This is a genomic window from Deefgea sp. CFH1-16 (assembly GCF_016881365.1).
Classification (GTDB): domain Bacteria; phylum Pseudomonadota; class Gammaproteobacteria; order Burkholderiales; family Chitinibacteraceae; genus Deefgea.
Map to the genome: position 1 here is coordinate 2,853,802 of NZ_WLYT01000001.1, position 16,206 is coordinate 2,870,007.

Here is a 16,206-nt window from a genome sequence, read left to right on the forward strand (position 1 = left end):
GCACGACGGAGTAAGCTGCGCACTTAAAAACCTTTTGACGCAGAGTCGCCAAGACGCTGAGAAAGGCCAATTCAGAGCTCAAGTCGGTAGCAAAAAAAACGCAGCCCATTGATGGCTGCGTTGTGGATTTGATTTGATTGATTGGTCCGAATGGAGCCTACTAATTAATTTTTATCGACGCGCTGCAAGTCGCTCAGTGCGCCCGCTTGCCCGATTTTTGCGCTGAGGTCAGCGAGCTCTTGTTCAATATCGATGCCGTGTTGACTCAGCCATTGTGGGTGGTAGTAAGAATGCGCGTAGCGGTCACCGCTATCGCACAAGACGCTGACAATGCTGCCCGCTTCGCCACGCGCTTGCATTTGGTGGGCCAGCGCTAACACGCCGATCCAGTTGCAACCGGTCGATCCGCCAACACGGCGCCCCAGATAATTCGATAACCAATGTGTTGCCGCCAAGCTCATCCGGTCGGGCACTTTAATCATGCTGTCAATCACGTGCGGCATAAATGACGCTTCAACACGCGGGCGGCCAATGCCTTCGATTTTAGAGCCTTGCTGCAAGGTGTGGTCTGTGCGGCCACTGCAAAAAGCATCAAAAAACACCGAGTTTTCTGGGTCGACGCAGGCAATTTGCGTGGCATAACGGCGATAGCGCACAAAGCGGCCCAAGGTGGCGCTAGTGCCGCCAGTGCCCGCGCTGGCAACGATCCAACGTGGAATCGGATGACGCTCTAAGCTCATCTGCGCAAAAATCGATTCCGCGATATTGTTATTGGCACGCCAATCGGTAGCCCGCTCGGCATAGGTAAATTGGTCGAGAAAGTGCCCTTGTGTTTCGTGAGCCAGGCGCTGCGATTCGGCAATCAATTGCGTTGGGTCGGCCACTAAGTGGCAGCGGCCACCATAAAAAGTAATCGCCGCGATTTTCTCTGGGCTGGTGCTGGCCGGCATTACCGCAATAAACGGTAATTTTAGCAAACGAGCGAAATACGCTTCAGACACCGCAGTCGATCCACTGGACGCTTCGATCACCGTGCTACCGGCATGCAGCCAGCCATTGGTGAGCGCATATAAAAACAAAGAGCGCGCTAAACGATGTTTTAGGCTACCAGTGGGGTGGCTCGATTCGTCTTTGAGGTAGAAATCAATATCGGGGTAAGCGGCCAAATGAATCGGGATTAAATGGGTATCGGCTGAGCGATTAAAGTCAGCTTCAATGGTGCGGATGGCTTGGTGTACCCAATCGCGATTGCTGGTCATGACGATCCTCAAAAAAACAAAAATAGTGCAGTCGATTGTATCGGCAGTTGTACATGCCAGCATCGGGGTATTTGCTTAGCTCGTTTGTTCTGGCGCAAGGATTGTGCTGCAAGCTTTGGGGTATCAGGCCCTAGCAACCATATGGCATGGCGCTGGATTAAATACCCCTGTTTAATAGCTGATGTTCAGCTTACGTGTTAAGGATTTGAAGTGTCTGCCGCACAATTGTTTACAGCCGTATTTGGTTACGGGACACGTTACACCTCAGCCTAGTCTGTTACCGCATTAAGCGCGCGTCCCAAAAACAATCGTTGTCTGACTCTTAGCAAAATAGCAAGTAATGCAAAGTATTGAACAAGCATCCTCCAATAGAATTCGTTCGCCGTTGCGCGCAGTCATGATGTGCTGACCGCACCCAGCTGCTAAGGACCTCGCTACGCCAGCTTTGTGCTGGGCGATATGGCCTAGGGATGAGCGCAATGCCAAGGCAATGTGATCGCCACAATAAAAATCAAATCAAAGAGGCAAATACCAATGAACCTTGAGCAGAGTACCCACGTTGAACGCGAGCTTATCGATGATAAATTGGTTCACTTTAATTCAAACAATGTCTCTTTTAATCAAAAAGACGCATTTATAGACTTGTCGTTTTCACTCAAGAATGATGCCGGTGAGCTGGTTGGCGGAATCAATTGTGTGCTGTATTGCTGGCATGTTTTATATGTTGATATTTTATTCGTTGATGAGTCTCATCGAGGAAAAGGCTATGGCAAGTTACTGCTGCAGCAGGCCGAAAACGCAGCAAGACAGCAGGGTGGCTACATGGCTCATCTGGACACATTTGATTGGCAAGCTAAAGCATTTTATACCAGTGCCGGTTACGAGGTCTTTGGTCAGCTAGAGAATTGCCCGCCCGGCCACACTCGATTTTATATGAAGAAAACGCTTCAGCCATAAATGCCTACCCTCAGTAAGAATCGGTGAGATATGTTGACCAAGGCCCAGCATGTAAGCGAGAAAAAGTGAAAATTGAACGCTAAGCTGATGGATTAATTGCATAAGGAGCTACTCGTGAATGAGATATCTGCAATAGCAACGGTGGCGGCAATTTCTGCTGTGGGGATTTTAAGCCCAGGGCCGGATTTTATTGCCGTTTCCTATACGGCGGTGACGGGCAATCGAAAATTAGCCGCATTGGTGGCCGCAGGCGTCGTGCTAGGAAATGGTATTTGGGCGGGAGCTGCGCTGCTTGGGGTTGGGCTGTTATTTGAATTATTTCCGTCGATGTTCTTGGCGATCAAATTCGCTGGCGCCGTTTATCTGATGTGGCTGGGCTATAAACTGTTGAAAAATGCGCGCACGCCATTGCCAGAAGGGGGCAGTACCGAGAACGCTCATTTGCTGGCCGCATTCACTAAAGGCCTATCCACCACAATGGCCAATCCAAAAGCGGCGATTTACTATGCGTCTGCATTATCTACTGCTGCGCCGTCTGGTGCTGGCTGGCCATTACTTTTTGGCATGCTACTTGCGGTTGTCGTTGTCGCAACATTATGGTTTTCTATGGTGATATTTGTTCTTTCCAATCAAAGAGCGTCTTTAATTTTTAGAAAAATGAAGTTGTATTTCGAATCATTTTTTGGTGTGTTATTGCTGTTTTTTGGTTTGAAGCAATTTTTATCAAGGTAGTTTCGAAAGCATTGGGCTTTGCAAGCGCAGCGCCCATATAAAAATGTCTGCTCTGGGGTGGGTGCCGTAGCTCAAGTCGGCCATTAACAAACGGTTGCAGGCAGGCGCAATAAATAAAAGGAAATAAATGGAGATTCGTAGATTTCAGGTTGGGGATGAGATTGCTTTGTTTCGTGTGTTTTTATCAGCAGTGCATGAAGTGGCATCGCGCGACTATACGCAAGAACAAATTCAAGCATGGGCTCCAGTAGATATTGACCTCAAGCTATGGGCCAATCATATCCAAGCTTTACAGCCATTTGTCGCTACGATTGATAATGCAATAGTTGGATATGCAGACATCCAAGCTAACGGTTATATCGATCATTTCTACGTGTCAGGCAACCACACACGAAAAGGTATCGGAACCTTTTTGATGAATCGTATTCATGAAGAGGCAATGTTATTAAACGTGAGTGAATTAACGTCTGACGTGAGCAAAACGGCAGAACCCTTCTTTGTATTTCACGGTTTTCATGTCAAACAGCGAAAATGCCCAGTTTGTCGCGGTGTAATGCTACAAAATGCATTAATGCTTAAAGAAATAATCACTTGTTAATGCCCGCGCAGAGTCATGCTGTATGTTTACCACGCCCAGAGAACTTGTTGATAAGCATCTATGTCAGAGTGCATCGCATTCCTGACGTCCTCGATGGTCGCGAGCCAAATGATGAAACTGTTTGTTTTTGTTTTTGCACTCGATGCGCTCGGGCCGGTTTTTCATCTTCCTACTGGCGGCCGCGGCACAGCATCAACGCCAAACCAAAGTCAAAACATCACCGTTAGATTGGCAACTCTTTTTGCTCAACCACTCCTTGGTTGACGTTGACGCTGATTTTTTCGTCGGCAAATTGCACATTGAGTGTGTCACCGGCGCGCACTGCGCTGGCTTGGCGAACGAGGGTGCCATCGGTTCGGCTCACCAGTGCGTAGCCGCGCGCTAACACCCGTTTGCGGATTCCATGGGGCGAGTTTGAGCGTGGCTTGCTCGATTTGCTGGCGCTGGCTTTGAATTTGTCCGTGCATAGCGCGCTGCAAGGCTGCGCGCAATTGCGCTAGGCGCAGTTGTTGGCGTTGCAGATTGGGAGCTTGATGCTTCAGGCGCAACGACAGGCGGCTGAGCGCTTCTTGCCGCTCAATCAGTTGGCTGTGAAAACGATGCGTAAATCGGCTGCGTAGTAATTGCAGCTGTGCTTGCTGGCGGGCGAGTTTCTGCCCCGGATGCTGTAGGCGGCGACCGAGCTGATCGACTTGCAGCATTTTATTGTGTAGCTCGCGCTCAAATGCCCGAACCAATCGTTGCTGCTGGTGGTGTAATAAATTGAGGAGTTCTTGCCGATTGCGGCTCACCAGTTCAGCGGCCGCAGTTGGGGTAGGGGCGCGCAAATCGGCGGCAAAATCGCAAATGGTAAAGTCGGTTTCATGGCCAACGCCGCTCACTACCGGCATATTGCACGCGGCGATGGCGCGGGCGACGACTTCTTCATTAAACGACCATAAGTCTTCTAAGCTACCGCCACCGCGACACACAATCAGTACGTCAACTTCGTCGCGCTGGCTGGCGGTGCGAATGGCATTGGCAATTTGCGGCGCGGCATCCAGCCCTTGCACTGGGGTTGGGTATAAAATCACTGGTGTATTCGGTGTGCGGCGCGCCAGCGTCGCCAGCACATCGCGCAGCGCAGCGGCCGCCGGCGAGGTGACAATGCCGATGGCCTTGGGGTAGTGCGGCAGTGGGCGTTTATTGTCTTGATCAAACAAGCCTTCGCCAGCGAGTTGCTTTTTAAGCGCTTCAAAGCGCTCAAACAAGGCGCCCAAACCCGCTGGGCGCATGGCTTCAATGGTGAGCTGAAAATCGCCGCGCGCTTCGTACAAAGTCACAATCGCCCGCGCCTCAACTTGCAAGCCTTCGCGCGGTTGAAAATCGAGTAAACCCGCCCGATTGCGAAACATCACACAGCGCACCTGCGCGCCAGCATCTTTAAGGCTGAAGTAGCAATGCCCTGAATCGTAACGCTTAAAATTAGAAATCTCGCCAACCACCCAAAGTTGCGGCAGGCCAGTCTCTAAAAGCGTGCGTACTTTTCTATTCAGCTGCGTGACAGAAAATACAGCACTTTGTGCTATTGACAAATCAGTTTTCACGCGAATCCAGCCTTAATTAATCCACAAAATCGCCAATCTAAGCCACTTGGCATAATGTTTTAAAGTTGTAGTTTATTTGATGGTGTTAAGTTGTTGATTTTTATCTATTAATTGTTTTTGCCTAAAATCTAGGCAAACTAAACAAATCAAACTAAAACCACGCTTTTGGCCCCGTTTTTAGCACTTCCCCACAAAATTGTCCACAGAAACTGAGGATTAAAAACGGACTACATTTTGTCAATAAAGTGCTTGCTGAACCGAATCTTTCAGCTGATTCCAATGCTTAGATCTGCATTTTAACAAGACTTGAGGCGTTCTCATTCAATTTGGCTCAGCAGTACGCTCAATTTTAAAGCCCAACGCACGCTGTATTTTGCGTTAGGACTGCGTGTATTTAGGGTGGGGGCCGAGTTTGGCCATCCGCTAATGCGGGTTTGGCCAAGTTGGCGTCGGATGCGGTTAGCTGAAGTTGGGTTTGAATAATTTACTGTAGACATGCTGCAAATGCGTGCGCATGGCTTGGCGGGCGGCGTTGGCGTCGCGATTTACTAATGCTGCGGTGATGTTTTGATGGTCAAGCAGCATTACTTCCGATACGTCATCAGCGCAAAGTGCTTCAAAACGGGTAAATATCGCGCTGTAACGTTGATTCCATAAGTCTTTGAGTATTTTTTCTAAAATCGTATTGCCAGTGAGTTCGCCAATTAAAAAGTGAAACTTCATGTCTAAATCATGAAATTCACTGCTGTCTTTGGCGTTGTCTTGCATTTGCTGCATCACTTGCTGCAGCGCTAATAATTGCGCGTCACTGGCATTGATGGCGGCCAGTGCTGCGAGTTCACCTTCGATGAGCTCTCGGGCCTTAAGTAATTCTTCAACGCTGATTTCATCAAATTCATTCGGTTCGGCTTGGGCGGGTAGTAAATTTTTAACAAAAACGCCATTGCCGGTTCGAATATCGACCCAGCCTAAGATCTCCAAAACGATTAAAGCTTCGCGTACCGATGAGCGACTCACGCCCAGTTGCTGGGATAAGTCTCGCTCGGCAGGTAGCGCTTGTCCGGCAATGAATTTGCCGTCTTTGATTTGTTGAATCAATAGCTTAGAGATTTTTTGGTACAGTCGTTCTGCTTTAATAATAGGTAATGGCATTTACTTCTCCGTCGCGCGAATGCTTTGGCTGCTCCTTGTGGAGTCGGCGCCACTGTATCGATAAAACAAGTGGGATCCACTAGAGGATATCCCTTACTTGCGGTGAGTGTTCGAATCATTATAATCGATTTCATTGAAAATTGGTCTGACCACTAGGCCATCAGGCTATTTAAAGGAGTGCAGTAATGAAGATGACTTTTCGTTGGTACGGCGCAAGCGATCCGGTTTCTCTGGAATATATCCGTCAAATTCCTGGTATGGATGGCATTGTCTCTGCGGTGTACGACATTCCTGTTGGCGAAGTTTGGCCAGTCGAAAATATTCAAAAGCTCAAACAAACCATCGAGTCGCACGGCCTTAAATTTGAAGTGATCGAAAGCGTGCCAGTGCACGAAGACATTAAATTGGGTAAACCGAGCCGTGATCGTTTGATTGCCAATTACGCCCAAACATTACGCAATTTGGCGCAGTGCGGCTTAAAAGTGGTTTGCTACAACTTTATGCCGGTGTTTGATTGGACGCGCACTACGCTCAGCATGCCTTTGCCCGATGGTTCAAATACCTTGGCGTTTAGCGTGGCTGAAGTGGCCCAGATCGATCCAGACCAAGGGATTTCTTTGCCGGGTTGGGATAGCAGCTACACCCCAGCAGAGCTCAAAGCGCTATTGGCTGAATACGCCCCCATTGATGAAGAAACCTTGTGGGCGCATTTGAGCTACTTCTTGCACGGCATTATTCCGACGGCCAGCGAAGTGGGCATCAAAATGGCGATGCATCCCGATGATCCGCCGCGCCCAATTTTTGGCTTGCCGCGCATTATTAAAAACCGCGCAGACTTGCAACGCTTATTGGCGATGATTGATACGCCAGCCAATGGCTTAACGCTGTGCTCAGGCTCTTTAGGCGCCGATTGCAATAACGATATTGTGGAATTGGTTCGTGAATTTGCCGGACGTGGCCGCATTCATTTTGCGCATTTACGTAATGTCAAAGTCAATGCCGCTGGCGACTTTCACGAAACCAGCCACAAATCGAGCGATGGCTCTTTAGATATGGGGCAGATTGTTCGTGCTTATTTTGAGGCGGGTTTTGAAGGCTATGTGCGTCCAGACCATGGCCGAATGATTTGGGGTGAAACCGGCAAGCCTGGTTACGGTTTATATGATCGCGCCTTGGGTGCGGTGTATTTGAATGGCTTATGGGAAGGGATTGAAAAAGCCAAACAGGAGCAAGCACAATGAAATTGCCATTTGAAATTGATTTAAACAATAAAGTTGCGGTCGTAACCGGCGGCGCAGGGGTGTTATGCGCTGAATTGGCTGCGGCCCTTGGCCAAAAATGGCGCAAAAATTGCCATTTTGGACTTGAACCCAGTAGCGGCAGAAGCCGCAGCACAGCAAATTCGTGATTTAGGCGCAACGGCGATTGGCGTGGCGTGCAATGTGTTGCAGCGTGAATCACTCGAGGCCGCTGCGGCGCAGGTGTTGGCTGAGTTGGGCCCTTGTGATTTATTACTCAATGGCGCTGGCGGCAATCACCCTAAAGGCACCACGGGGCAAGAATTTTTGGATGTTGATCGTTTAGACGACCCAGAATTGACTAGCTTTTTTGATCTTGATCCTGCTGGCGTTGAGTTTGTGTTTAACCTCAATTTCCTCGGTACTTTGCTGCCAACGCAAGTGTTTGCGCGGCAAATGCTTGGCCGTAGCGGTTGCAGCATCGTCAATGTTTCGTCGATGAGTGCGTTTTGCCCATTGACCAAAATCCCCGCGTATAGCGCCGCCAAAGCGGCGGTGAGTAACTTTACGCAATGGCTAGCAGTGCATTTTAGTAAAGCCGGTATTCGGGTGAATGCTTTGGCACCGGGTTTCTTTTTGACGCAGCAAAATCACAAAATTATTGATTGATGAACAGAGTGGTGAATTCACCGCTCGCGCGCAAAAAAATCATTCAGCAAACGCCGATGGGCCGTTTTGGTGAATCGCACGAATTGGTCGGTACTTTGCTCTGGCTTGCTAGCGAAGAAGCGTCTGGTTTTGTGAATGGCACGGTAATTGCCATTGATGGCGGCTTCTCGGCGTATTCCGGCGTTTAATTTGTTGCTAGGGGTATTTAGATGCAGCTCTTTTTAGATAAGCCTCATATCTAAATACCCAGTGATTTAAGTTTGAAATTGTAATTATTATGGTTTTGTTGTGTGAGTAAGGTTTGAGATCATCGCTGTCAGCTTGGCGCAGAGCGCGCACGGCACGATGCAGCAACGATTCGCGTTGCGCTTACTTTATGGCAATAAACCCATGCACGGCATTGATCTGGCATACAGCGGGTCAGTCGCAAAAGGAAAGCATGATGAAATCATTTATGGATCAGGATTTTTTGCTCGATACCGGCGTTGCCCAACAGCTCTATCACGACATCGCTGCCGATTTACCGATTATTGACTACCACTCACACCTACCCCCCGATGAAATCGCCAACCGAAAATCGTGGCGCAATATGACCGAGCTTTGGCTGGGTGGTGATCACTATAAATGGCGCTTAATGCGTAGTGCCGGGATTGATGAGTCGCTTATTACTGGCGACGCTGATGACGAAGCCAAATTTAATGCCTTTTGTTCTGCCTTACCGCAAGCGATTGGCAATCCAATTTATCACTGGTCGCATTTAGAACTACGCCGCATTTTTGGCATTGATACCCTAATTAATGCCAAAAACGCACCGCAACTCTGGTCCGACATTAACGCTAAGTTAGCCCAGATGGATAGCTGGTCGATGCTTAAACAGGCCAATGTTGAAATCGCCTGTACCACCGATGATCCGGCGGATGATTTGCTTGACCATCAACACATTGCTAATTCGTCTTTAAATACTCGTGTATTACCGGCGTTTCGCCCGGATAAAGCCATGCGCATTAATGACGCTGGATTTATTGATTATTTAGCGACGTTAAGCCAGTGCAGTGGTGTTGAAATCTATTCATTTAAACAATTAATTACGGCACTGGCACAGCGAATTGAGTTTTTCCATTTGCACGGCGCGCGTATTAGTGATCATGCCGTTGATTTGGCTTTGCCGCATCAAATCATCAGTGATACCGAATTAGAGGTGATTTTCCAGCAGCGCCTGGCCGGTCAATTGCTATCATCCGCCGCGCAATCGCAATATCTATTTGCCATATTGGCGCAATTGGCTCCGCATTATGCCGCCCAGCAATGGACGATGTGTTTACACATTGGCGCGCAGCGCAATAATAACCAACGCCAATTGATACGACTCGGTGCCGATACCGGTTATGACGCGATTTCTGGTATGGATGTTTCATTGGGTTTGGCGCATTTACTCGATACGCTCGATGTCCAGCAATGTTTGCCTAAAACTATGCTGTTTTGTTTAAATCCGAATTTAAATGAAGTGCTATCGACTTTAATGGGTTGTTATCAAGATGGCTCGATTGCCGGCAAAGTGCAATTTGGCCCCGCTTGGTGGTTTAACGATCATAAAGAAGGCAATTTGCAGCAATTTATTACCTTGGCCAATCACGGGGTATTTGGTGCATTTGTGGGCATGGTGACCGATTCCCGTAGTTTTGCTTCTTACCCACGGCATGATTATTTCCGCCGTTTATTGTGCCGCCAAGTTGGCGCTTGGGTGGAATCTGGCGAATATCCACATGACGATGAGGCATTAAGCCAAATTATTCGTGGTGTGTGCTATGACAACGCCAAAAAAATATTTCTCATTATAAAAAATAGTCAATCGCCTGCGATAGATCACTAAGAAAAATTAAATGCAGGTTCGATTGCTGGTTTAGGTTTTAGTTATTTAGATATTTGGAATGGTTTTCTTTAATTAAGGGTGTAATTCAATCATGAAAAAAACATTATTAAATAAAATGATCGCCTCTGCTGTAATTTTAGGGTTTGTTTCTGCGCCAGCAATATCTGCGGTGAGAATGAAATTAAGCCACAATCAAAGTGTTCAGCATCCAGTGCATATCTCGATGCAGTATTTTGCCGAGCGCGCCAAAGTATTATCTAAAGGCGATGTACTTATTCGTATTTATCCTGATGGCTCATTGGGCGATCAAAAAGATTCATTAGAGCAAGTACAAAATGGCGCGATTGCTTTGGCAAAATCCAATGCTTCTGAGCTAGAAGTATTCCACAAGCCATATAGTGTATTTAACTATCCGTATATTTTTAATGATAGCAATCACTTTTACAAAGTATTGTTTAGCCCGATTGGTAAAGATATTTTAGCGTCTTCAGCATCTAAAGGCTTTATTGGAATTGCTTATTACGATGGTGGTGCGCGTAGTTTTTATGCCAAAAAACCAATTAAATCACCCGCCGATTTAAAAGGCATGAAAATCCGCGTGCAGCCAAGTAAAACAGCGATTGAAATGCTCACTGTGATGGGTGCAAACCCAACGCCATTGTCGTTTGGTGAGTTGTATACCTCGTTGCAACAAGGGGTGGTTGATGGTGCTGAAAATAATCCACCTTCATTTACCTTAAATCGCCATAGCGAAGTGGCTAAATTTTTTAGCTTAGACGAACACACTATGGTGCCTGATGTATTGGTGATGTCGACTAAGGTATGGAATAAATTATCGGATGCAAATAAAAAAGCCATTTTACAAGCGGCTGAAGAATCAACCAATAAAATGCGCACGGTATGGGCTGCCAGCGAAAAGGTTGAATTGGATAAAGCTAAAAAAATGGGTGTGAGTGTGGTTGCGGTAGATAAAAAACCATTCCAAGAAGCAGTGAAACCTATTTTTGATAAGCTCAAAGTGAGTGATCCTGCAACTTATGAGCAAGTTGAAAAAATCCGCGCCTTAGGTCGTTAATTTAATAGCGAAGTCAATTGGGGATAAAGCATAAATACTTTAAAGTTTGGATTAAGTATTTTTGTTTTTTTTTTCATCCATTGCTGGATGTAATTAATTACATCTTGCAGTCTAAAATTCTAATTATTTCTTTGTTTTATCGCAATTATTGCAGCGCATAAATCGTTGATGATTATGTGTCGAGAATTAATTATCTCTTGATAAATTGTTTTGTCATTAAGTCGTACGAAGGTTATCTATAAACGTGCGCGTTACGATGAGCTCGATACAGAGACGGGTAATGCCAAGATAAGGTTGTACGGCTAGTTGTAAATATATTTATAAGTGGTTAAGGATAATATTATGGAATTGATTAAACGCTGCTTGGATTATGCTTTATCCAAATTGATTATTTTTCTTTTTTCAATGTTGCTCATTTGTATTATTTGGCAAGTGTTGGCGCGTTGGATGGGGGTGAATAGTACATTTACCGACGAAGGCGCTCGTTTTATTTTTATTTGGGTGGGTTTGTTTGGTGCTTCTTTGGCGCATGGACAGAAACGACATTTGGCGATTGATTTATTAACTAGTCGTTTAAGTGGTCGTCGCAAAGTATGGTCTGATCGATTGATTCATTGCTTAGTGATTGTTTTTTTTCTGTTTCGGTGATGGTAATGGGCGGGTATATGGCCATGCTTAATACCCAAGGCCAAGTGTCTAGTGCGATGCATATCCCGATGTGGATTATCTATTTAGCGATTCCCCTCAATGGTTTAGCCATCACTTTTTATAGCTTGAATGATTTGCTGCAAGCAATGAAAGCGCCACAGTTACAAGGAGCATAATCATGGATTGGTTTGCGCTGTCGGTTTTATTTGGTTTGTTTTTTTGTTTTGATTTTCTTGGGTTTACCCGTTTCATTTGCCATTGGTTTGTCGTCAATTGCCACTTTGGTGTTTGCTGCAGATATTCCGCTGACGTCGAGTTTGATGACCATGGCGCAAAAAATGGCGTCGGGATTAGATAGCTTTGGTTTATTAGCGATTCCATTTTTTTATTCTGGCCGGCAATATTATGAATCGTGGTGGTTTGGCGATTCGCTTGATTAATTTTGCCAAAGTGCTGGGGGGGCGTTTGCCGGGTCCTTTACTGCATTGCAATGTGCTGGCCAATATGATGTTTGGTGCATTGTCTGGCTCGGCTGTTGCATCAGCAGCGGCAGTGGGTGGGGTGATGGCGCCACTACAAAAAAAAGAAGGTTATGATCCGGCGTTTTCGGCGGCGGTGAATATTGCTTCTGCGCCAGTGGGTTTGCTGATTCCACCTTCCAATACCTTTATTGTGTATTCCTTGGTGTCCGGTGGCACGTCAGTCGCTGCGCTGTTTTTAGCGGGTTATTTGCCAGGTATGTTGTGGGGCGGTGCTTTGATGGTGATTGCCGGTTTAATCGCGAGAAAATGCGGTTATGTGGCGGAGCAAAAACCAACATTAAAAGACTTTATTTTTTACGGCAAAGCCGCGATTCCTTCTTTAATGCTGATTATCATCATTATGGGCGGTATTTTGTCGGGTCTTTGCACGCCGACTGAAGCTTCGGCCATTGCCGTGGTGTATTTGCTTGGCGCTGACTTTTTTATACCGCGATTTAAGCCTTAAAGATTTACCCAGCATTATTTTGGAATCGGCCTTGGTGACTTCAATTGTGATGCTATTGATTGGCGTTTCAATGGGGATGAGCTATGCGATGGTATTTACTGATATTCCAGCGACCATTAGTGATGGTTTATTGGCGATCTCGGATAATCCAATCATCATTTTATTAATTATCAATTTGGTGTTTTTGGTGGTCGGTTTCTTTATGGATATGACCCCCGCGATTTTGATTTTTACCCCGATTTTTTACCCAATTGCCGTGGTTGAATTGGGCATGAATCCGATTCATTTCGGGGTCATGATGACTTTTAATCTGTGCTTAGGGATTTGCACACCACCGGTGGGGAGTTCGCTATTTATCGGTTGTTCGGTGGCTAAAGTATCGATCGAAAAAGTCATTAAGCCCTTGTTGCCCTTTATACGGCGCGATTGCGGTGGCGTTGTTGTTGGTGATTTTTGTGCCAGAAGTTTCAATGTTTATTCCTAATTTGTTCGGTTACGAATAATTCAATCTTTAGGTCTACTTCGGCGTGCGGCTGGCCGCCGCCCGAGTTATTCAACATATAAAAGGCCTATAGATATACCCACACTTATATTTATAGCAAGCCCTTGTGCTTGCTTAATTAACGTAGCGTTTTGACGGTATTTGCAGTGCCGTCGATTTGAATGGAAGTGATCTCATTATGAATAAAACAGCACAAGGTATCGCTTTAATCGGCGAATGTATGATCGAACTGCGCCGCGAGCCCGCGCATTTAAATTATCGCTTTGGTGGCGATACGCTCAATACCGCGATTTATTTGGCGCGCCAGCTCGATGCTGCGTTTGAAGTGCGTTATGTAACCGCTTTAGGCGTGGATGGCTTTAGCCATGAAATGATGCAAGCTTGGCAGGACGAGCAAATTTGTACCGATTGGGTATTGCAAGATCAGTGCCGATTGCCCGGCATGTATTTGATTGAAACCGAAGACAATGGTGAGCGGCATTTTCATTACTGGCGCAGCGATTCGGCTGCCAAATATTGGCTGCAGCATCCCGCAGCGCCTAGCGTGTTGGCTGGTTTGGCAGAGTGCCGGATGATTTATTTGTCAGGGATTAGTCTGGCGATTTTAAGCGCCGCTGATCGCGCGGTGTTATTGGCTGAGCTGCAAAAAGCCAAGGCCGCAGGTAGTCAAATTGTGTTTGATAATAACTACCGCCAGCGTTTGTGGGAAAGCCGCGAAGTGGCGCAAGCCAATTACCGCGCTATTTTGCAATTGGCTGATATTGCTTTGCTAACGCTGGATGATGAAGTGGCGCTGTATGGCGAAGAATCGGTCGCGGCGGTGATTGCGCGAGCTCAAGCGTGCGGCGTGACTGAGGTGGTGATTAAGCGCGGTGGTAGCGCGTGTATTGTCGCTACTGAACAAATGCAAATTGAAATTTCGGCCGAGCCCGTCACTAAAGTGGTGGATACCACGGCGGCAGGTGACTCATTTGCTGCGGGCTATTTGGCCGCGCGTTTGCAAGGCATGGATTATTCAGCGGCAGCGCTGCAGGCGCATCGTTTGGCCGGGGTGGTGATTCAGCATCCGGGCGCGATTATTCCGCGTGAAAATATGCCGAGCGCGCAGGCTGTGGCAAAAGGTTAAACAGTTTGCTGATGTCTGGCGTTCAGAAAGCCAATGATGTTGTAGATGATGTTGTAGGGTCGGCTTTAGCCGACGATCCAAGGTATGCGCTCGCTTGAACGTAGCCCTACAAAAATCGGCTAGAGCAGAGACACAAGCAAAAAAAGCCTTATCCCGATGGACTCGGGGTAAGGCTTTTTTTTGAGTGTGAACAGCGCTAAGTGTGATCAGTGCTAAGTGCGATCACAACGCTTTAGTGTGCGTCTACCCAGAAAAACTTAAGCGCAAATAAACCCGCCACAATCCATGAGCAAGGGTGGATTTCACGCCAGCGGCCGGTACCGGTTTTCATCACGCAATACGCAATAAAGCCCATCGCTACGCCCTCGGTAATCGAAAACGTAAACGGCATCATCACGGCCGCAATAAAAGACGGTACGGCTTCGGTGAGGTCTTCCCAATTGACTTTGGCCAATTCAGAGCACATCAATACGCCGACAAAAATCATTGCACCCGCAGCGGCATAGCCTGGCACCATGGCTGCCAGTGGCGAGAAAAACACCGCCAGCAAAAATAACACCCCAACCACAATCGCCGTTAAGCCGGTACGCCCGCCGACAGCCACGCCCGAAGTGCTCTCGATATACGCCGATGTGGCCGAAGTGCCGAGCACCGCGCCGCTGATCGAGCTTAAGCTATCCACCACCATCGCTTGCTTCATGCGTGGAAAACGGCCTTGCTCATCAACCATATTGGCGCGAGTGGTTACGCCAATTAAAGTGCCCGACGAATCAAACAAGTTGACCAGTAAGAATGAAAAAATCACCCCTGCCAAAGCAATGTCGAGCGAGCCCATTAAATCGAGCTGACCCAGCACTGGCGACATACTTGGTGGCATTGCCACCACGCCTTTAAAGCTGACGTCGCCCAAAAAGTAACCCAAGGCGGTCGTGACCGCAATCGAGATCAAAACGGCAGAATGAATGCCTTTTTGCGCAAAAATACAAATAATAAAAAAGCCCAAAGCGCCCAAAATACAAGGGATCGACGCTAAATTGCCCACGGCGACCATTGTTGCTGGATTAGCCACCACAATGCCGGTGTTTTGTAAGCCAATCAAGGCAATCAACAAGCCAATCCCGGCGGTAATCCCGACGCGCAAGCTATGTGGAATGTTGACCACCAGCCAGTAACGCACACGCAATAGCGTTAGGATCAGCATGCCCAGTGCGCCCCAAAAAATCGTGCCCATACCGATTTGCCACGAATAGCCCATGCCAGTGACGACCACAAAAGCAAAAAAGGCATTCAGCCCCATTGCTGGTGCAATGGCAATGGGTAGGTTGGCAACGGCCCCCATTAAAATGCAGCTCAGCCCTGTCACCACGCAAGTGGCCACAAACACCGCTTGTGGGTCCATGCCCGCGTTCGACAAAATCTGCGGATTGACAAAGATGATGTACACCATCGTCAAAAAGGTAGTGACCCCAGCGATGAACTCGGTTTTGGCATCAGAGCCATGGCGCTGTAGTTTAAAAAAACGCTCGAGTAGACTCGTAGACTCGGCGGGAGAGGGCGCTTGATTCATGGGGTTCTCAAAATAAAAACTAAAAATAAAATAAGTCGTTAATCGACTATTTCTTGCGTCGTGCTCCACCCTAACGCATCGGCGATACTGGCTTAAGTGTGTACGGAAAAGATGGATTACAGACGTGTTTAATAGACAATTCTAAAGCAATCTGGCGCTAAAGGCTGTATTGAGCATTTACATCGTAGGGGCTTGCAAATTTGTGTGTGAGGATTTTTACGCGTTTTTTTGGGGCTTAAT

The 16,206-nt window shown here is 47.2% G+C and carries 18 protein-coding genes and 1 pseudogene; 15 read left to right on the forward strand and 4 right to left on the reverse strand.

What is annotated here, in order from left to right:
• Positions 1 to 164: 164 nt before the first annotated feature.
• Positions 165 to 1,259: a PLP-dependent cysteine synthase family protein gene (locus tag GKO28_RS15650; protein WP_182076987.1), complete on the reverse strand. Its 1,095-nt coding sequence runs from the start codon at positions 1,257 to 1,259 to the stop codon at positions 165 to 167.
• A 534-nt stretch (positions 1,260 to 1,793) separates the two neighbouring features.
• On the opposite strand from GKO28_RS15650, the gene GKO28_RS15655 reads away from it, so the two are divergent.
• From GKO28_RS15655 to GKO28_RS15670, 4 genes are all read left to right on the forward strand, one after another.
• Positions 1,794 to 2,216, forward strand: a complete 423-nt coding sequence (locus GKO28_RS15655; protein WP_182076988.1) for an N-acetyltransferase — start codon at positions 1,794 to 1,796, stop codon at positions 2,214 to 2,216.
• A gap of 114 nt (positions 2,217 to 2,330) precedes the next feature.
• A complete protein-coding gene (locus GKO28_RS15660) occupies positions 2,331 to 2,948 on the forward strand; it encodes a LysE family transporter (protein WP_182076989.1) in 618 nt (205 codons plus the stop codon).
• Between the two features lie 127 nt (positions 2,949 to 3,075).
• Positions 3,076 to 3,546 carry a GNAT family N-acetyltransferase gene (locus GKO28_RS15665; protein WP_182076990.1) on the forward strand — a complete coding sequence of 157 codons (471 nt, stop codon included), beginning with the start codon at positions 3,076 to 3,078 and terminating at the stop codon, positions 3,544 to 3,546.
• Positions 3,547 to 3,654: 108 nt separating this feature from the next.
• Complete coding sequence (locus GKO28_RS15670; RefSeq protein WP_203564211.1) at positions 3,655 to 3,810, forward strand: hypothetical protein; 156 nt, start codon at positions 3,655 to 3,657, stop codon at positions 3,808 to 3,810.
• Here the strand turns inward: GKO28_RS15670 and xseA are convergent.
• Together xseA and GKO28_RS15680 are read right to left on the reverse strand one after the other, a co-directional pair.
• Positions 3,770 to 5,132: pseudogene (xseA, locus tag GKO28_RS15675) on the reverse strand (exodeoxyribonuclease VII large subunit). The gene GKO28_RS15670 and the pseudogene xseA overlap by 41 nt on opposite strands.
• Before the next feature lie 459 nt (positions 5,133 to 5,591).
• Complete coding sequence (locus tag GKO28_RS15680) at positions 5,592 to 6,284, reverse strand: FadR/GntR family transcriptional regulator (RefSeq protein ID WP_182076991.1); 693 nt, start codon at positions 6,282 to 6,284, stop codon at positions 5,592 to 5,594.
• Positions 6,285 to 6,469: 185 nt separating this feature from the next.
• On the opposite strand from GKO28_RS15680, the gene uxuA reads away from it, so the two are divergent.
• From uxuA to GKO28_RS15730, 11 genes are all read left to right on the forward strand, one after another.
• Positions 6,470 to 7,525, forward strand: a complete 1,056-nt coding sequence (gene uxuA, locus GKO28_RS15685; protein WP_182076992.1) for a mannonate dehydratase — start codon at positions 6,470 to 6,472, stop codon at positions 7,523 to 7,525.
• 87 nt (positions 7,526 to 7,612) lie between these two features.
• Entirely contained in the window at positions 7,613 to 8,191 is a 579-nt protein-coding gene (locus tag GKO28_RS15690; protein WP_282099336.1) for an SDR family NAD(P)-dependent oxidoreductase, read from the forward strand.
• Between the two features lie 11 nt (positions 8,192 to 8,202).
• Positions 8,203 to 8,379 (forward strand): SDR family oxidoreductase, encoded by a 177-nt coding sequence (locus GKO28_RS21780; protein WP_307839039.1) that lies wholly within the window; start codon positions 8,203 to 8,205, stop codon positions 8,377 to 8,379.
• A gap of 251 nt (positions 8,380 to 8,630) precedes the next feature.
• Positions 8,631 to 10,061, forward strand: a complete 1,431-nt coding sequence (uxaC, locus tag GKO28_RS15695; RefSeq protein ID WP_203564213.1) for a glucuronate isomerase — start codon at positions 8,631 to 8,633, stop codon at positions 10,059 to 10,061.
• Positions 10,062 to 10,152: 91 nt separating this feature from the next.
• Positions 10,153 to 11,136, forward strand: coding sequence for a TRAP transporter substrate-binding protein (locus tag GKO28_RS15700; protein WP_182076994.1), 984 nt, complete (start codon positions 10,153 to 10,155; stop codon positions 11,134 to 11,136).
• 342 nt (positions 11,137 to 11,478) lie between these two features.
• Positions 11,479 to 11,784: a TRAP transporter small permease gene (locus tag GKO28_RS21785; protein ID WP_182076995.1), complete on the forward strand. Its 306-nt coding sequence runs from the start codon at positions 11,479 to 11,481 to the stop codon at positions 11,782 to 11,784.
• A 17-nt stretch (positions 11,785 to 11,801) separates the two neighbouring features.
• On the forward strand, positions 11,802 to 11,960 hold the full coding sequence (locus GKO28_RS21790) for a TRAP transporter small permease subunit (RefSeq protein WP_182076996.1): 159 nt from the start codon (positions 11,802 to 11,804) through the stop codon (positions 11,958 to 11,960).
• Positions 11,961 to 11,972: 12 nt separating this feature from the next.
• Positions 11,973 to 12,224: a TRAP transporter large permease subunit gene (locus tag GKO28_RS21795; RefSeq protein WP_203564214.1), complete on the forward strand. Its 252-nt coding sequence runs from the start codon at positions 11,973 to 11,975 to the stop codon at positions 12,222 to 12,224.
• Entirely contained in the window at positions 12,190 to 12,771 is a 582-nt protein-coding gene (locus GKO28_RS21800; RefSeq protein WP_203564215.1) for a TRAP transporter large permease subunit, read from the forward strand. Before GKO28_RS21795 ends, GKO28_RS21800 begins: the two co-directional genes overlap by 35 nt.
• A complete protein-coding gene (locus GKO28_RS21805) occupies positions 12,734 to 13,255 on the forward strand; it encodes a TRAP transporter large permease subunit (protein WP_203564216.1) in 522 nt (173 codons plus the stop codon). Before GKO28_RS21800 ends, GKO28_RS21805 begins: the two co-directional genes overlap by 38 nt.
• 196 nt (positions 13,256 to 13,451) lie before the next feature.
• Positions 13,452 to 14,399 (forward strand): sugar kinase, encoded by a 948-nt coding sequence (locus GKO28_RS15730; protein WP_182076997.1) that lies wholly within the window; start codon positions 13,452 to 13,454, stop codon positions 14,397 to 14,399.
• Between the two features lie 232 nt (positions 14,400 to 14,631).
• Here GKO28_RS15730 and GKO28_RS15735 read toward each other — a convergent pair whose 3' ends face one another.
• The gene (locus tag GKO28_RS15735) at positions 14,632 to 15,966 is read right to left on the reverse strand and encodes an NCS2 family permease (RefSeq protein WP_182076998.1); all 1,335 of its coding nucleotides are present in this window, start codon (positions 15,964 to 15,966) and stop codon (positions 14,632 to 14,634) included.
• Positions 15,967 to 16,206 lie beyond the last annotated feature (240 nt).